The sequence below is a fragment of the Phytohabitans houttuyneae genome (genome assembly GCF_011764425.1).
GTDB lineage: Bacteria > Actinomycetota > Actinomycetes > Mycobacteriales > Micromonosporaceae > Phytohabitans > Phytohabitans houttuyneae.
Window position 1 is genome coordinate 775,846 of sequence record NZ_BLPF01000003.1, and the last position, 15,505, is coordinate 791,350.

Annotated in this window: 15 protein-coding genes and 1 pseudogene; 11 read left to right on the forward strand and 5 right to left on the reverse strand. The window is 70.6% G+C overall.

All coding sequences use genetic code 11. From position 1 onward, the window contains the following. Window positions 1-29: 29 nt before the first annotated feature. Window positions 30-1,468: pseudogene (gene rox, locus Phou_RS38370) on the reverse strand (rifampin monooxygenase). Between the two features lie 208 nt (window positions 1,469-1,676). Between rox and Phou_RS38375 the strand changes: the two are divergent. From Phou_RS38375 to Phou_RS38385, 4 genes are all read left to right on the forward strand, one after another. Continuing rightward, window positions 1,677-1,823: a hypothetical protein gene (locus tag Phou_RS38375; protein ID WP_173066712.1), complete on the forward strand. Its 147-nt coding sequence runs from the start codon at window positions 1,677-1,679 to the stop codon at window positions 1,821-1,823. Between the two features lie 605 nt (window positions 1,824-2,428). Further along, window positions 2,429-2,725: a CGNR zinc finger domain-containing protein gene (locus tag Phou_RS53745; protein ID WP_173066715.1), complete on the forward strand. Its 297-nt coding sequence runs from the start codon at window positions 2,429-2,431 to the stop codon at window positions 2,723-2,725. A gap of 28 nt (window positions 2,726-2,753) precedes the next feature. Continuing rightward, a complete protein-coding gene (locus Phou_RS51685; protein WP_218579470.1) occupies window positions 2,754-2,960 on the forward strand; it encodes an SDR family NAD(P)-dependent oxidoreductase in 207 nt (68 codons plus the stop codon). Between the two features lie 65 nt (window positions 2,961-3,025). Continuing rightward, entirely contained in the window at window positions 3,026-3,559 is a 534-nt protein-coding gene (locus tag Phou_RS38385) for a Rossmann-fold NAD(P)-binding domain-containing protein (protein ID WP_218579471.1), read from the forward strand. Window positions 3,560-3,581: 22 nt separating this feature from the next. Here the strand turns inward: Phou_RS38385 and Phou_RS38390 are convergent, their stop codons facing one another. From Phou_RS38390 to Phou_RS38400, 3 genes are all read right to left on the reverse strand, one after another. Then, window positions 3,582-5,735 (reverse strand): type 1 periplasmic-binding domain-containing protein, encoded by a 2,154-nt coding sequence (locus Phou_RS38390; RefSeq protein ID WP_173066718.1) that lies wholly within the window; start codon window positions 5,733-5,735, stop codon window positions 3,582-3,584. A gap of 118 nt (window positions 5,736-5,853) precedes the next feature. Further along, window positions 5,854-6,291 carry a hypothetical protein gene (locus tag Phou_RS38395; RefSeq protein WP_173066721.1) on the reverse strand — a complete coding sequence of 146 codons (438 nt, stop codon included), beginning with the start codon at window positions 6,289-6,291 and terminating at the stop codon, window positions 5,854-5,856. Between the two features lie 9 nt (window positions 6,292-6,300). Further along, window positions 6,301-7,683, reverse strand: coding sequence for a condensation domain-containing protein (locus Phou_RS38400; RefSeq protein ID WP_173066724.1), 1,383 nt, complete (start codon window positions 7,681-7,683; stop codon window positions 6,301-6,303). A gap of 116 nt (window positions 7,684-7,799) precedes the next feature. On the opposite strand from Phou_RS38400, the gene Phou_RS38405 reads away from it, so the two are divergent. From Phou_RS38405 to Phou_RS38425, 5 genes are all read left to right on the forward strand, one after another. After that, on the forward strand, window positions 7,800-8,324 hold the full coding sequence (locus Phou_RS38405; RefSeq protein ID WP_173066727.1) for a PadR family transcriptional regulator: 525 nt from the start codon (window positions 7,800-7,802) through the stop codon (window positions 8,322-8,324). Next, on the forward strand, window positions 8,321-8,995 hold the full coding sequence (locus Phou_RS38410; protein ID WP_173066730.1) for an ABC transporter ATP-binding protein: 675 nt from the start codon (window positions 8,321-8,323) through the stop codon (window positions 8,993-8,995). The genes Phou_RS38405 and Phou_RS38410 overlap by 4 nt, the downstream gene beginning before the upstream one ends. After that, a complete protein-coding gene (locus Phou_RS38415; protein WP_173066732.1) occupies window positions 8,992-11,472 on the forward strand; it encodes an FtsX-like permease family protein in 2,481 nt (826 codons plus the stop codon). Before Phou_RS38410 ends, Phou_RS38415 begins: the two co-directional genes overlap by 4 nt. A gap of 49 nt (window positions 11,473-11,521) precedes the next feature. Then, on the forward strand, window positions 11,522-12,055 hold the full coding sequence (locus Phou_RS38420; protein ID WP_173066735.1) for a hypothetical protein: 534 nt from the start codon (window positions 11,522-11,524) through the stop codon (window positions 12,053-12,055). A gap of 69 nt (window positions 12,056-12,124) precedes the next feature. Then, window positions 12,125-12,751 (forward strand): hypothetical protein, encoded by a 627-nt coding sequence (locus Phou_RS38425; RefSeq protein ID WP_173066738.1) that lies wholly within the window; start codon window positions 12,125-12,127, stop codon window positions 12,749-12,751. Here Phou_RS38425 and Phou_RS38430 read toward each other — a convergent pair. After that, entirely contained in the window at window positions 12,702-13,103 is a 402-nt protein-coding gene (locus Phou_RS38430; protein ID WP_173066741.1) for an STAS domain-containing protein, read from the reverse strand. The genes Phou_RS38425 and Phou_RS38430 overlap by 50 nt on opposite strands. A 206-nt stretch (window positions 13,104-13,309) precedes the next feature. Here Phou_RS38430 and Phou_RS38435 point away from each other — a divergent pair, with 206 nt between their 5' ends. Both Phou_RS38435 and Phou_RS38440 read left to right on the forward strand, forming a co-directional pair. Next, on the forward strand, window positions 13,310-14,164 hold the full coding sequence (locus Phou_RS38435; RefSeq protein WP_173066744.1) for an META domain-containing protein: 855 nt from the start codon (window positions 13,310-13,312) through the stop codon (window positions 14,162-14,164). A 150-nt stretch (window positions 14,165-14,314) separates the two neighbouring features. Continuing rightward, on the forward strand, window positions 14,315-14,638 hold the full coding sequence (locus Phou_RS38440; RefSeq protein WP_173066747.1) for a YciI family protein: 324 nt from the start codon (window positions 14,315-14,317) through the stop codon (window positions 14,636-14,638). The last annotated feature ends 867 nt before the right edge of the window (window positions 14,639-15,505 follow it).

The window sequence follows — 15,505 nt, forward strand, 5'->3', positions numbered from 1 at the left end:
TGCCGAATCGGACCAGCGCTGGCCCCGGCCTAAGGGTTTCCGAACCACCTGGCAAGGGCGACCTCGAGCGTCTGCTGGTCCTCGCCGACCCACGCGACGTGCCCGTCCGGCCGCAACAGCACCGCTCGCATGTCCAGCTCGTCGCTGCTGTCGGCGACGTGGTCGACCCGCCCGCCCCAGCCGTCCACGGAGAGCCGCCCCGTCTGGTCGAGCAGCAGCCCGTTGCCGCTGCGCATCAGCTCGAACAGGCGCCCGCGCTTCAGCGGGACGTCGCGCAGCCGCCGCCCGAGCAGGGCGTGGCCGGCGCCGAAGTCGTACCGGATGCTGATCGCCGTGATCTTCTCGATGAGGAACCGGTTGACGTCGTCGACGTCCATCAACTGCGCGACCAGCCGCCGGACCGCCTGCGGGCCGGGCTCGTTGGTCGTCAGCTGCATCTGTGCCCGGGTGTTGTCCAGCACGTCCGCGGCTACCGGATGCCGCTCGGCCTCGTAGCTGTCCAGCAGGTCGTCCGGCGCCCAGCCGCCGACGGCCGCCGCCAGCTTCCAACCCAGGTTGAACGCGTCCTGGATGCCGAGGTTGAGCCCCTGCCCACCCATCGGCGGGTGGACGTGCGCGGCGTCCCCGGCCAGAAACACCCGCCCGACCCGGTAGTGCTCCGCCTGGCGGGTCGCGTCGCCGAACCGCGAAAGCCAGCGGGGGAGTGCACGCCGAAATCGGTGCCGGCGTACGTGAGCAGCTGTTGCCTGAACTCCTCCAGCGTCGGCGGCACCGAACGGTCTTCGACCACGCCCGCCGCCGGCACGACCGCGCGGAACACGCCCGGCTTGCCCGACGGCCCGACCCCGAACCGTTTCTCGGTCTTGCGCACCTCGGTCATCACCTCGACGATGTGCTCCGGGGACGCCGTCACCTCCATCTCGCCCAGCAGCGTGTCCATTGTGGATGGCTCGCCCGGAAAGGCGACCCCGAGCAGCTTCCGTACCGTGCTGCGCCCACCGTCACACCCGACGACGAAGCGCGCCCGCAACGCTGCTCCCGCTCCAAGGTGGACGGTCACGCCGTCGCCGTCCTGCTCCAGCCCGACCACCGCGGAGCCGCGGCGGATCTCGGCTCCCACCTCGGCCGCGTGTTCGGCGAGCAGCCGGTCGGTGATTGTCTGCGGAATGCCCAGCACGTAACCGTGGGCGGTGTCCAGCCCGTCGGGGGCGGGCTTTTCGATACCCGCGAAGAATCCCCGGATTTCGCCGGGCCGGATCGGGTACTGCGCGCCGTTTTCGAGAAACCGCTCCAACAGCCCTCGCTGGTCCAGGATCTCGATGCTGCGCACGTGCAGCCCGAGCGAGCGTACGAACGGCGGCGGCTCGGCCTCCTTCTCCAGCACGAGCACGTCGACGCCGCGTAGTCGCAGCTCACTGGCCAGCATCATGCCGGTCGGTCCGCCGCCAGCGATGATCACATCGAACACGCGTTCCCCCTCGGTGTACCGATTCTTGTGCCCGGCCGACGATTGTGCGCCACGAACGGGGTCTTGCCGCAAGAGCGGGGGTGCGGTATATGTTAAGAGTGGCAAGGAGTTCTCCTCCTTGCCTTTGCTGTTTCCAGGACAGCGCGGGGTTTCATGTGGACGGTCGCTGGGCATCGACTGCGGGACCAGTCACCCCCGGAGGTTTCGCATGTCGACCCAGGCTGTCCTCTACATCATCGCCATCATCCTTCTGGTGCTCGCCGCGCTGCCGGTTCCCACGCGCGGCATCAGGTTGGCGCCACTGGCCGCCGCGGCCGCTCTGGCCGGCTACGCCTGGCCGGTTCTGACCGGCTGACCGCGACCGAGGACGCCCGCGCGAGTGGGCGGCGGCCCGCACCACCGCGGCGGCGGCCTCAGCACGCGTCGACGTCGAGCACGAGGTTGTCGCTCAGCGCGGACGTTGCCGGAGCCGTCGACCGCCTCGACGGTGAACGCGGTCGGGCCGGGCGCCGGCCCTTCGAGGACGGTGGCGCCCACGTTTGTGATGTCCGCCCGGCCGCCGAGGTTGGAGCTGGGGGGCCTTGTGACATACACCGCTTCTTACTAGCGAACCGCGGTTTACCGGTGAGATCGTCGACGGCATGTGCAACCGGTCAAGAGTCGGTGAACGGTGAGAGAATCGGTTCGTGAGCGACACCGCCCTCGTCGGCAACACGTTGTGCCTGGACTTCGTGAACACGGTGAACAAGCGGCCGGATCCGGACCGCGACGACCTCGAGTCGCCGCACTCCCTGGTGCGGTGGGCGTCCGTCGCGGGGATCCCGATGCCCCGCCACCAGCCGCTGGCTCGGGGAAAGCGGCGGCCGCCTCCCTCGCCGAGGCGGTGCGCCTACGCGAGGCGGTCTACGGCGTCTTCTCCGCTGTGGCGGGGGCGCCGAGCCGCCGGCGGCGGACGCCGCCGTGGTGCTGAGCTTCTACGGGGAGGCGCTCGCCTCGGCGGGCCTGGCGCGCGAGGGCGCGCGGTGCGACCTGTCGTGGACCCCGCCGTGCACCATCCGCAAGCTCACCTGGCGGGTCGCGACCTCCGCAGTGCGGCTGCTGCTGGAAGGCCCGCTGGATCGGGTCGGCGAGTGCCCGGCCTGCCACCGGCTGTTTCTCGACACGAGCCGCAACGGCCGGCGCCGCTGGTGCGACATGGCGGTCTGCGGGTCCAGGGTGAAAGCGCAGCGCTACTACGCGAGCCAGACCGGGCGCTGACCCGGCCGCGCCGCCGAGGGGCGGCGCGATGAGGACGTACGTCATCACCGGCGGTACCGACGGCATCGGCGCCGCCCTGGCCCGCGCACTGCTCGCCCGCGGCGATCACGCCGTCGTCATCGGCACCAATCGCGGCAAGGCGGAGCGGATAGCCGCCGGGGAGGCCGGGCAGATCACCTTCGTCCCGCCGACCTGTCCCTCGTATCGGACACCCGGCGGACCATCGATGTCCTGAAGCAGGCGCATCCGGTCATCGACGGCCTCGTGCTCTGCGCCCGCTACTTCCGCTCCCGGCGCAGGGTGACCGCGGAGGGTTTCGAGGACAACTTCGCGTTGTTCTATCTCAGCCGCGCGCTGTTCAGCTACGGGCTGCTCGAGCCGCTCACGGCCGCCGGCCGGCCGGTCATCGTCAACGTCGCCGGCCCGGGTCACCGCACGCCGATCGACTGGACGGACCTGCAGAGCCAGAAGCGGTACGACGGCGTGGAGGCGATGTTTCTGACCGGGCGCCTCAACGACCTGCTCGGCGTCAGCTTCGCCGAGCGGCACGGCGGGGGACCGGTCCGGTACGTGCTGATGCACCCGGGCACCACCTCCACCGGCTTCGTCGGCGACTTCGACCCGGCGACGGCACGCTTCATCGAGCAGCAGAAGGCGGTGGCCAAGCCGGCCGCCGACGTGGCGCCCGCGATCATGCGACTGCTCGACGACCCGCCGGCCGCCCCACTGAGCGCGTTCAACATGTACCGGCCGCTGACCGTCGACAGCGACCTCTTCTCACCCGCGCAGGCGTCGGTACTGGCCGAGATGACGGCCGCGATCCTGCCCGCCTGAGTGGTGGAGCATGCCGGGCCGGTCACCGTACCTCTTGGGGCGTGGTGGTTGTCGGGTCGGTGGGGAGGCGGAGCTCGGGGTTCGGTCGCTCCCAGAGGCGGCTGGGGTCGTTGAGTGGGTCGACGTGCCACATCCGGACCGGGATGGTGGGCTCGGTCAGCCGGCCTTCGCGGACGGTGGCCTGGGCGCCGGTGGTGAGTGTCGTTGTCGTTTCGAGGCTGGTCAGGTAGTCCTTGCCGGCCGGTGGCCGGTCGGGCAGCAGCGAGTCGGCCAACAGCACGGCGTCCCACATGGGGATCAGGTAGGTGCCCAGGTCGTTGGGGCGGCACGGTTGGCTGGTCAGCTTCGCGGCGGCGTCGAGGGTGCAGGCGTTGCGGACCTCGCCGGCGCTGGCGCTGTCGGCACGGTCCGCGCAGGCGAAGGTCTCGCCGGGGCGGAGGTTCAGCACGTCGCGCGAGGCGTCCATCTGCGTGGTGAGCGTCGCGAAGGTCTCTTCGGTCAGGTCCGCGCATCCGGGACCGCTGACGTAGTAGTCGACCCGCCAGTCGGCGCTGCTGGCCGCGCGCAGCTGGTAGTTGGCCATGAACCGGCTGGCCGAGACGTCGGCGATGACCAACCGTGGTCTGGAGTGGCCGCAGACGTGGTTGATCTGCTGGACGAAGTCGGCGAAGCGTGTCCACCGGTCGGCGAAGTACAGCACGGTCGGCGGCCCGTCGGTGTGTGCGGTGCACGCGGAGGCGTTGATCTGGTCCAGGCCGGGCACGTGCCGCGCGCTCGCGCCGGCGGCCGGCTTCACGGCGGCGAGCAGGTCGTTGACCAGAGACGTCGTGTACTGGTCGGTGGGGTCACGGTGCTGGTAGATGTCCAGCCGGAAACCTTCGGGGAAGCGCTGGGTGAGCCGGGCGACGGTGTCCCTCGCGTAGTCCATGTTGGAGGGAGCCAGCTGCAGGTATCCGGGTCGGTCCACGAACGGGCGGTCCGGCGCACCGAGGTCGGCCAGCAGGTTCGGGGCGATGAACGGGATGCCGGCGTCGAGCAGCCTGTTGATTGCGCGTTGCGTGACGTCGCGGCTGTCGCCGCCACCGATGACGACCAGGCGTTCGCCCAGCGCCTCCCGGCGCGAGATGATCAGCTGCGCGACGTCGTCGGCGTGCCGGACGTCCTGGGCGGCGTCGGCGATGACCACGTGCAGGCGGTGGTCGCCGGCCGCCTCGATCTGCGTCTGTGCGAACAGCAGCGCGCGCAGCTGGTCGCGTTCGGACGGGTAGTCCCGGCCGTCCGCGCACCGCGTGGCATCGGTCGGGTGTGGATCGCAGGAGAGGGCGCCAAGCCACACCACGGTGAGGTCGCCGTCGCGCAGCGGCCTGTTGTTGGCCAGGATCTCGCGTTCCAGTGCGACGGTCACCGGGTCCGGCCCGAAGGAGGGTGTGGCGAACACGCCCGGGTCGTCGGTGTCGAGCAGGCCATAGCAGCGTTCGCCGTCGGCGGTCGCCCGCAGCACGGTGATCCCGGTGGAGGTCGGCAGCGTGTAGCAGCGGTTCATGACCCCGGGCAGCCAGTCGGCGCGGGTCCAGCCGAGGAAGCCCAGCACCAGCGTGAGTATCGCCAGGATCGCGTGGTGGGTGGTGGTCAGCGCCGGCTGCCTGGCGAGCTTGCCGATCTTTTCCGAGACAAGCGCGGGAAGGACCACCGCGGCGATGGAGATGGCCAGCGCGCGGGCCTCGGTGCTGCCGCGGAACACCTCGGCCACGAAGACGGTGGCGGCCGCGAAGACCAGGGCCGTGCCGCCCAGCAACGCCACCAACCGCAGGTCAGGACTGAGGAGGGTGGCGATCGCGGCCAGGGCGATCGCCACCAGGATCGTCCACACGCCGACGTAGCCGGTGATCGCGGCGTGGACCACCAGGATCAGCAGGGCGAGCATCGCGGCGAGCCGGGAGCGGGCGCGGCTGACCACTGCGGGCACGCGGGAGGGCGGCAGCCACTGCCCGGACCCGGTCCTGGCCCGGGCCAGCAGCGTACGCAGTCGTTCAAAGAACCGGACCGTCCCCCACAGCACCGCGGACACGGCCAGCACCAGCACGACCGACCAGAGGCCGGACGCGCCGGCCAGCAACGCGCGGACCACGATGAGGCCGGCCAGCACCACCGCCGCAAGGCGGAGAACGACATCCACGGTCAGCAGGGAGCGCCAGAGACTGCCCGGTTGCTCACGGTCCGACAATGGGTACCTCACGAAGGGCGACGGCCAAAGGTCGCCATCGATGGTACGAACCGGCGCAAACGCAGCGTCGTCAGCGGGTTGTTTCGCGCAGCGCCTGCTCGTACTGGCCGCGGTCGAACGTGATGTCCCGCAGCTCGCGGTAGTCCCAATCGCGATGCCCGGTGCGATAGCCGGACCAGGTGACCACCTCGTCAGCCACCGCGACGGTCGCGGTAAACGGCCAGCAGCCCCAGTCGCCGCAGACGCAGCCGAGCAGGACGGTGTCGCCGTCACCGAACCAGCTGAGGACCGGTTCGCCGAGGAAGTGCCGGCTCGGCCAGCGGACACCGTCGCCGGCCAGGCCGGCGTAGCTGCCCGCCAGGTCCGGGTTGCCCTCACGGCGGGCGAAGGGCAGCTCCACTGTGCGGACGAGGTCGCGCAGGGATACGCCACCGAGGAACGGCACGAGCGTGGGCACCATGTCGCCGCCGAGCTCCTGCTCGACCGTGCGGAACTCGATACGTTCCATGAGAGCAGACTAAGCAGTCAGCGCGGCAGCGGTCGGCTGGAACGCGGCCTCGAGCGCGACCGCCTCCATCCCGCGTAGGCATGCCTCCATCTGTGCCGGCGACACGTACGCGGTGTCGCCGAAGATGTTGATGTCGGTCACGCCGTCGGCCGGGTTGATGAACACGAACAGCCGCTCGCTGGCCTCGTCACCCTTGGACTCCCAGCGAAACGTGGTCTCCGGCAGCGCGGCGCGCACCTCCCGTTCGTCCGGAACCGGTGCGTCGACCGACGGGTCCCGCTCGATCAGGCGGCGATCGCTGTAGAAGCAGCCGATGTCGAGCTCTTCGCCGCGCTCGCGGCCGACTCGCCGCACCAACGCTTCCAGCCGTTCCGGGTCGTAGTAGGCGTGCTTGTACGCGACGATCGCCCGCCGCCGCACGCGATCCAACGCCGCATCCACGCTCAGTCCCGCCAGCTCCGCCACAAGCAGGCCGGTCTGCGCGACCTGGCTCACCGACTCGCCCAACCCCGGCCGGAACCGGTTGTTGACCACCACCCGCGCCACGACCGGATCCTTGCCGGTCACCCGTCCCCAGGCGGTCGCGAAGACCCCCAGCAGCAGGGGAGAGGTATCCGAGTTCAGGCGGGCCGCCAGCACGAGCAACGCTCCGTACATCGCACGCGAGGTCAACCGCGCCGACCAGTGACGCGGTTGCTGAGCGGCCGCACCTCCGCCGGTGAACCGCCCGGCGGGCATGCTGTGGAGGGCCTGCTCCCAGTACCGCAGCGCCGCGTCGCACTGCCGCCGCCCGGCCGGTGACCGCTGCCACCGCGCCTGCTGTACCGGCTGCATCGCCACCGGTGTGCCCGGGCCGGTGTGCGGGTCCCGTTCGGACAGTTCACGCAGCATCACCAACGCGCCGAAGCCGTCGGTCACCAAATGGCACAGGACCATCACCCGGTGCGTGAGCAGTCCACGGTGGCGGACGACCGCGGCACGCACCGGCCACTGCTCGACGAAGTCGTAGTCGCTGTCCCAGTACCGCCGCCGCACCTGCTCGGCGACCTCGGCGGGGTCGCCGTCGTCGCGGACGTCGACGACCTCCAGGGTGACCTCACCTCGCCGGGACACCACCTGCCGGGTCCGCCCGTCCGGGTCGAACCGCAACCTGGTGCGCATCGGCTGGTACCTGCCCATCGCGAACCGCAGCTCCGCGACCACGTCCGCCACCGTGGTGCCGGGCTCCGCCGGTAACGCGTAGCCGACCGGCATCCACGTGTTTCGCCGCCGCATGCCCTGCCACAGCTCCAGTTGGCCCCACGACAGGTCCTCCACGCCCTCGCCGTCACCCTCGAACGGCACGACGATCCGCGTGGTCGCCAGGACGTCGTCCGAACGAAGTGGCAGCACGACATCGATCGTCCACCAACCGCCTCGACGGGCGACCACAGGAACGCACAAGTGTTCCTCGAGGCCGCCGACCCGTTCCTTGACAAGAACTAGTAACTCGGTGTCTAGTCTCGTCTATGTCGGTTCCGGAGATTCTGCTTGGGCTGCTGGAGCATGGCCCACGGCACGGGTATGAGCTCAGCCGCGAGTACGACGCCCGCTTCGGCTGGCAGCGGCCGGTCAAGGCTGCCCAGGTGCACGCCACGCTGAGCAGGCTTCGTCGCGACGGCGACGTGGAGATCGTCTCGGTGGAGCGGGTCGGTGGGCCCGACCGCACCACCTACGCGTTGACACCGGACGGGGTTACCCATTTGGAGCGGTGGCTGGACACGCCGGAGGCGGTCACACCGTTCCTGCAGTCGGTGGTCTTCGTCAAGGTGATGCTCGCGCTGCTTTCCGGCCGCGACGCCCGGCGGATTCTCGGCGACCAACGCGCGGCGCACCGCCAGGTGATGCGCGAGGTCACCGCCCGCAAGACCGGGGCCGACCTCGCCACGAAGGTCGCGTGGGACTTCACCCTTTTCCATCTCGAGGCGGATCTGCGCTGGCTCGACCACACCACCGCCCGACTCGACCACCTGGCTGGCGAGGCCGCCCGATGAGCGCTGACCTGCTCACCGCTACCGACGTGCATCTGGCGTTCGGGCCGACCCGGGCGCTCGACGGGGTCAGCGTCGCGGTACGGCCTGGCGAGGTCCTCGCGCTCGTTGGTCCCTCCGGCTCCGGCAAGTCGACACTCCTGCACTGCCTCGCCGGTGTCCTGCGTCCGGACCGGGGCACCGTTGTCTATGCGGGCCGGCGGATCGATGACGCCGGCGACGAGGTCCGCAGCCGCGTGCGGCGGGAGCGGTTCGGTTTCGTCTTCCAGTTCGGCTCCCTCGTGCCGGAGCTGACGGCGGTGGAAAACGTCGCGTTCCCGCTGCGCCTGTCGGGTGTGCGCCGGCGCCCCGCTGAGGCGCGGGCGCGCGCGTGGCTGGACCGGCTCGGGGTCGGCGAGGTCGCGGCGAAGCGGCCCGGCGAGATGTCCGGTGGACAGGGTCAACGGGTCGCGGTCGCCCGGGCGCTGGTCGGCAAGCCGACCGTGGTCTTCGCCGACGAGCCGACCGGCGCCCTCGACAGCTTCAACGGCGAGCTGGTCATGGGCGAACTGATGACCGCCGTGCGTGAAGAGGGCGCTGCGGTGGTGCTGGTGACGCACGAGGAACGGATCGCTGCCTACGCTGACCGCGAGATCGAGCTGCGCGACGGCCGCTTGGCGGGAGTGCCGGTGTGAGGGCGCTCGTGTTCGCGGCCGGCCTGGCGTTTCGCGACGTGAGCCGGGCCGGCCGGGACGGCCGGGCGCGGCTGGTGATGATGGTCGGCGCGGTCACGGTGGCCGTGGCCATCCTGCTGGCGGCCGCCGCGGTTATGCCGGCGATGGCCGCGCGGATCGGAAAGACCGCCGGCCGCGGGGTCGCCTTCGACGGCGATGGCGTCGTGCACACGACCGGCGTGCGGGCCAACCTCTCCGTCGGCTACTGGCGGGGTCAGCAGATCAAGGTGCTCTACGTCGAGGTGGGCGACGGGATCCGCGCCGAGCCGCCGATGGGCGTGCCACGCACACCGCTGCCGGGCGAGGTCTTCGTCTCCGCCGCCCTCGCCCGCGCGCTGGCCGGCCCAGGCGCGGCTGAGCTGTCGCCGCGGATCCCCGGCGCCGTCGTCGGCGCCGTGGACCGGGGTGGGCTGGTCGGCCCCGATGAGCTCTACGCCGTCGCGGGCGCCCGGCCGGGCCAGCTCGACGCCGCCCCGGGCAGTCGCGGTGACTGGGCACCCCGGTTCGCCCGCCCCGAACCCGGTCCACAGTGGATGTCCCAAGCCGCCTACACGGACGGCTCGGGCAGCCGGGGCGAGTCCGGGCCGGTCGACGAACTGATAATGGTCGCGGGACTGGCCGTGTTCGGGCTCGTGGTACCCCTGCTGGTGTTGATTGGCACCGCGACCCGGCTCTCCGCCGCGACGCGTGAGCGGCGGCTCAGCGCGATGCGCCTGGTCGGTGCCAGTGCCCGGCAGTTGCGGATGTTCGCAGCGGTCGAGGCAGGACTCGTCGGTGTCGTCGGCGCGGGGTTCGGGACGGTGCTGTTCTATGCGCTGCGCACACCCGTCGCCGGTCTGCTGCCGATCCGAGACGGCCTCTACGCCGCCGAGTTCGCGCCGCCGGCCGAGGCGCTGCTCGCCGTCCTCGCCGGGGTGCCGGTGCTGGCGGCGGGCGCCGGGCTCCTGGCGCTGCGCCGGGCTGTCACCGCGCCGTTGAGCGTGCGCCGCCAAGCGGGCCGGGCACCGTCGAGCGTGCTGCTGCTGACGCCGCTCGCGCTGGGCCTGTTGCTGCTCGTCGGCGCCTACCTGGACCGACGCGCGCTGCTCGCCGGCGCCTGGCATGGTCGAGGGCTGCTGCTCGGCGGCGCGGCGCTGTGTCTGATCGGGCTGGCGATCGGTGCGGCGGCGTTGACCAGGCTCGCCGGTGAGCTGCTGTGCCGGTACGGGCGCGGCCTCGCCAGTCAGCTCGCCGGCCGGCGGTTGGTCGCCGACCCCGCCGGGGCGGCGCGGGCGCTCACCGGCACCGCCCTGATGGTGGTGCTGCTCGGCTGGGCGGCCGCGCTGCTCCCCATCCTGGTCAAGCCGGGGGAGGCCACCGACGCGGACGGGCTCACCGCGACACTGCGGCCCCACACGATGGTGGTGACGCTCAAGTCCCACGCGGAACTCACCACCGCACGGTCCGCGCTTCAGGGCGTCGACGGAATCGGCGGCACCGCCGCCATCCGCCACGTCGACCTGCTGCCACCGGGCGTACGGCTCGCGGACAGCTACAGCGCCGACGGCGCTCCCACTGTCGGACAGCAACGGGTACTCGGACTCGTAGCCGACTGCGCCGAGTTGGCGACCGTGCTCCGGGCTCCCTTGCCTGGATGCCGCCCCGACGAGGTGCAGCTCATCGACAGCAGCTGGTTCGACCCGGCCGAGCTGGCCGCGGTGGGGCGGCTCCAGAAGCTGACAACCGACTTCACCACAGCCGGGACGGCGGTCACGACCACGGCAGGGCCGGTATTCGGCGTGCCCGCCGACGTGACCTCGGTGACCCTGCCCGACGCGCTGCTCAACCGCCGTGACGGCCTCGTCTTCGACGGCGACGTACTCGTGCCGCCACCGCTGATGCCGGCGGTCGACGACTGGACCCCGCCCACCCTGCTGGTCTCGACCGACGGGCGGACCGCCACGCTGGAGGCGATCCGGACCAGGCTCGGCGCAGCGCGAACGGCCTACCCGCCGATGACCGCGGAGGAGTCGGTCACGCTCGCCCGGGCCGAGCAGGATGGGTACATCACAGGTGCCGTACTGGCCGCCCTGGCCGTGGTGTTGGTCGGCGGCCTCTCGCTCGCCGTGACCACGGCAGACGGGGTGCGCGAGCGACACCGGGCCAACTCGGCGCTGACCGCGATAGGAACGCCGGTAACGGTGCTCCGGCGCGGCGTGCTACTGCACACGGCGGCGCCGCTGCTGCTGACAGTCGCGGTAGCAGTCGCCGTCACGGCCACGACGTCCTGGCTCTACCTGCGACTGGGAGCCGACGAATCCACCACCGTGCCCCCGCTGCCGTGGGCCGCCTACGCCGCTATCGGTGCCGTCGCCCTCGGCACGTGCCTACTCGCGAACGTCGCCGCACTACCCTTCGTACAAGCCGCAACCCGGCCAGACGCGCTGCGCACCGAGTAGCGAAGCAAAACACCTCGCACCCCGCCCACCTGACCGGCACCATGACCACGTGCACGATTGGCCCGGACATGCCGGCGGCGAGGTGCCCTCACCGACCCTGGTCGCCGCCTGGCTGACCCTGGACATGGTGCCCGCTGAGCGGATCCCTCGCTGGGCAGCGTTCTGGCTCGTCGACGGGTGCGACGGGCCAGCGCTCATCGAGCTCGCCGGGCTGCACGGCGACGACCCTCGCGAGGTCCGGGACCTGCTTCCCGCCGCGCTCGCCGAGTGCCGCGTGGCCGTACCAGCAGCCGAGGCCGCGGCCGCGATGGAAACCTTTACCCACCTCGCCCAGCTCTGTGTCGAGGGCAGGGCCGGCGAGCGGTGGATCGTCGACAAGGTGGCCGAAATCCTTCGCAGGTCCGGCTACGCCAACGAGGTCATCGCTCTTCCGCTCGGGCAGCTATACGACCTGGACGACGAATGGGGCGCGGGCTGGGGCCGCACCGACGCAGAACTGCGCACCGTCACCCGCCAAGCCTGCGACGATCAACTGCGCTTGGCCGCCGCCCACCAGGCCCCGCCTCGCACTGAACGCACGTAGGCCAGAGGATCCGTCCGCGCGGCGAACGCGGCGGCGTGCCTGTGGCCGTCTCGTGGTTCTATTCTCGGCATGTCGGACTACCGGGCGATGCCCGTGCTGGAACTGTCGATCGACCTCGGTGTCCGACCCAGCATGGTCGAACTCGCCAAGCAGACGCAGGCGATCGTGCAGTTGTGGGAGTTCTCCCGCAGCGTCGTCATGTCGATGCCGGTTTTCCCGGAGCAGTGGCACGAGCCGACCGCCCGACGCCTGACCGCCGTCCCGCACCCGCGGTGGGTCCAGTACGGGGACGACGACTGGCCAGGGCCGGAGGTCCTGTGCATCAGGCAGATGTCGATCGCCAGTCCGTGGGAGGTCTTCCTGACGGTTGCCGCAGAGCGTGCCGCGCCCCTGATGTACGGCGGTGCAGTCCTTGTCGGACTCGAACGGATCATCCGGCTGGTGATGGACTGGCAGGTCCACCGCCAGCAGCTACAGCAGGCACGTAACAGCGCGGCCCCATCAGGACAGCTGGTATCGGAACCGGGTGATCGGCGGCAGGAACCTGACCTCGCTCAGATCTTGAGTGCCTTCGTCGCGCGCCACAATGCACAGGAGGGCGCTCCAGCCGAACAGATCGACGTAGCGTTGTCGGCTATCGATGTGCTCAAGGCCCATCCGATCCAGCGGGTTCGTCTCCAGCAGCCAGAGGACTAGCGGGCTCTTTCGCCGCAAACCCGGTTTTGCGCAGGTCAGGGTTTCGCAGGAGCGGATAGACGCCGGTCACGACCAGGACCCGCTCCACCAGGCCGCGCGCATTGGCCACGGTGACGGTGACGCCGCGGGTGCTGGCGTGCTGGTGGGCGGCGACCAGAGCACCGACGATCGTGGAGTCGATGAAGGTGGCGTTGGCCAGGTCGACCAGTACCGCTTGGCGCGGGTGATCGGCGGCGACCCGTGCGAATGCCGTCTGAAGGTCGCCCAGGGCAGCCAGGTCGAATTCGCCGCTGAGGGCGACGCGGACGTGGTCGACGTGTACCTGCGTACTGATGGCGTACTCGGTTGCCACCCGTACCTCCTCCGCGGGCACGACCATCTCGCACCCGAGCGCCGCGCGGCCGGGTGAAGCGCCATGACTAGAGGCACTTTCCGGCCACGAGGCTAGTCCATAACTGGGCCGCGGGACGACACGCCGAGCCGGACACCGGTGACTTTTCGGGTCGGTCCCCAGCCTCCTTCTCGGAACCGGGGAGCGCGTGGTGGCGTCGTAACGGCATGCGTACGGCGGTGCTTGGCGTGGCGGCGGTCCTGATGGTGGGCGGCTGCGCCGCGGACGCCCAGCGACCCGCGGACAGTGCGCCCGCCGGCGCCGATCAACTCGTCGGCGTGGAGTGGCAGCTGACCGAGGTCGTCGAGCCGTCCGGCCGTTGGTCGCCACAGCCGGGGGCGGAGGCCCGGTTGCGGTTCGACGGCGACGGCGGCTGGAGTGGTGAGCCGTGTAACCACCTCACCGGCGCGGCGCGCCTCGAGTCCACGACTGCCCACTTCGAAGCCGGCGGGGGCACCGAAATGGCGTGCTCGGGGGAGAGGGGCAGGCTCGAGCAGGCGTTCGGCAAGGTCCTGAGTGGACAGGCGAGCTGGGCGGTCGAGGCGGGCACGCTGCGGATCGACAAGGGGGACGGCTGGGGCCTGCGGTTTCGGGTCAGCGACCAGATCTACCCCAGGTCGGACGTGCAAGGGTTGGCGCAGGGGCGGCGGGGTCCGTACGAGTACCGGTTCGGTTGGCAACGCTGCGACCCGGACATCTGCCTGACCTGGGAGCGGCGCGACGCGGCAGGACAGCCGTGGGGGACGTCGGGGACGGCGTTCTCCGAGCCGTCTTTGTCCGGAATCGTGGACTCAGTGGGGGACGCGCTGTTTCTCGGCGGTGTGGCACCACCGAAGACGGCTCGCGTGATTTACAAGCCGTCACCGGAGGCCGATCCTGTCGAGCTAACGCTGTACGACGTGCCCGGCGTCTCGATCGGGAAGGTGTTCGGCGGTTTCGTGGACAGGCCCGTGGCCAAGGCGTCCTGGATCGCGCTGGACGCCAGCGGGCGGGAGCTGCTGCGCCGCGACGACGTGTCGTAGCTGCTGTCCGGAAGTCGCCGCGGACGTCTGCGACGACGGGCGCCGGAAACTCCCCAAGGAAATCCGGGAGGAGGTGTCGGATCGGCGCGGTGAGGTTCGTAGGAGGGGTGACGCCGCCCGCTGTCCTGACACCACAGGAGATGATCTTCGATGCAATACCTGGTTTCCGTGATCGATGACAAGAACAATCCCGGCAGCACGGACCGGCGGCCTGCCATCAGCGCGTTCAACGAACGACTGATCGCCGAGGGCTACTGGGTCTTCGCGGGCGGACTCGCGGATACCGACACCGCCACGGTCGTCGACAACCGGGGCGAGCGGGTGGTGTTCACCGACGGGCCTTTCGTGGAGACGAAGGAGTACCTCGCCGGTGTCTGGGTGTGGGAGGTCCCCGATCTGGATGTGGCGCTCAAGCTCGCTTCCGAGGCGTCGAAGGTCTGCGATCGGAAGATCGAGGTGCGGCCGTTCCGGTGAGCGACATCGACGAGGTGATGCGGGCACGTGCCTCGCCTCGGTCCCTCGCCGAGGCGACGTGGAGAGCAACGGCGCAGGAACTCGGAGGTGCCGGGTTGTCGGATCGGGTCATCGGTGTTCGTGGTGGGGGTGAGAGGCCGCCCAGAAGGGCGCCCCCGACGGAACCGAGAAGGACGTTCCTCATATGACTACCTTGACGGAGCCGAGCACACCCGCTGCACACCGCTCCAGTCGCCGGATGTGGGCGATCCTGGGGCTGGTGCTGCTCGCCGACGCTCTCGACGTCATCGATGCGACGGTCACGAACATCGCGGCTCCCACCATCGCCAGCGAGCTCGACGGCGGAGAGAGTTTGATCAAGTGGTTGGGGCCGGCGTACATGCTCGCCATGGGTGTCCTGCTCGTGGTCGGCGGACGGCTGGGTGACAAGTTCGGCCAACGCAGGCTCTTCCGCGAACGTCGTGGGGAGGGCTGGTGTCCGCGACGGTCGCGTTCACCGCTCACGTCGAGCGCGATGCGAGTCATCCTCCTGGCGCAGCACATTGAGCGCTGTTTCGGGCTACCGGCGGATCGCACTGGGGTGCCAGCGCCGGTCTGCCGTCGCTCGATGCCCCACGCGAAGATCCCGGATCCGAGGACACCGACCACGAAGCCGGTGAGCGCCCACCAGCCTCAGGCCCGCCGCCGACGGTCCGCAACGCCTCGGCCAAACACAGCACCGGCGACCCCGCCGGTTGCGGGGAGCCCCGAGCGAGCCCTGCGGTTTCCCGCCGGCTGGCAACTGCGGCGCACTCAGCAACCTAACTGGCGGTCGCTGCGTAACCCCCACATCTGCTCTCGTACCAGCGGGCCTCGACTCGTTCGAGG

Bases quoted from the DNA above. Each gene is read 5' to 3' on its own strand.
- Phou_RS38375 (WP_173066712.1), top strand. From the start codon at position 1,677: ATGTCGACCCAGGCTGTCCTCTACATCATCGCCATCATCCTTCTGGTG.
- Phou_RS38395 (WP_173066721.1), bottom strand. From the start codon at position 6,291: ATGGAACGTATCGAGTTCCGCACGGTCGAGCAGGAGCTCGGCGGCGAC.
- Phou_RS38440 (WP_173066747.1), top strand. From the start codon at position 14,315: ATGCAATACCTGGTTTCCGTGATCGATGACAAGAACAATCCCGGCAGC.
- Phou_RS38405 (WP_173066727.1), top strand. From the start codon at position 7,800: ATGTCGGTTCCGGAGATTCTGCTTGGGCTGCTGGAGCATGGCCCACGG.
- Phou_RS38435 (WP_173066744.1), top strand. From the start codon at position 13,310: ATGCGTACGGCGGTGCTTGGCGTGGCGGCGGTCCTGATGGTGGGCGGC.
- Phou_RS38425 (WP_173066738.1), top strand. From the start codon at position 12,125: ATGTCGGACTACCGGGCGATGCCCGTGCTGGAACTGTCGATCGACCTC.
- Phou_RS38410 (WP_173066730.1), top strand. From the start codon at position 8,321: ATGAGCGCTGACCTGCTCACCGCTACCGACGTGCATCTGGCGTTCGGG.
- Phou_RS51685 (WP_218579470.1), top strand. From the start codon at position 2,754: ATGAGGACGTACGTCATCACCGGCGGTACCGACGGCATCGGCGCCGCC.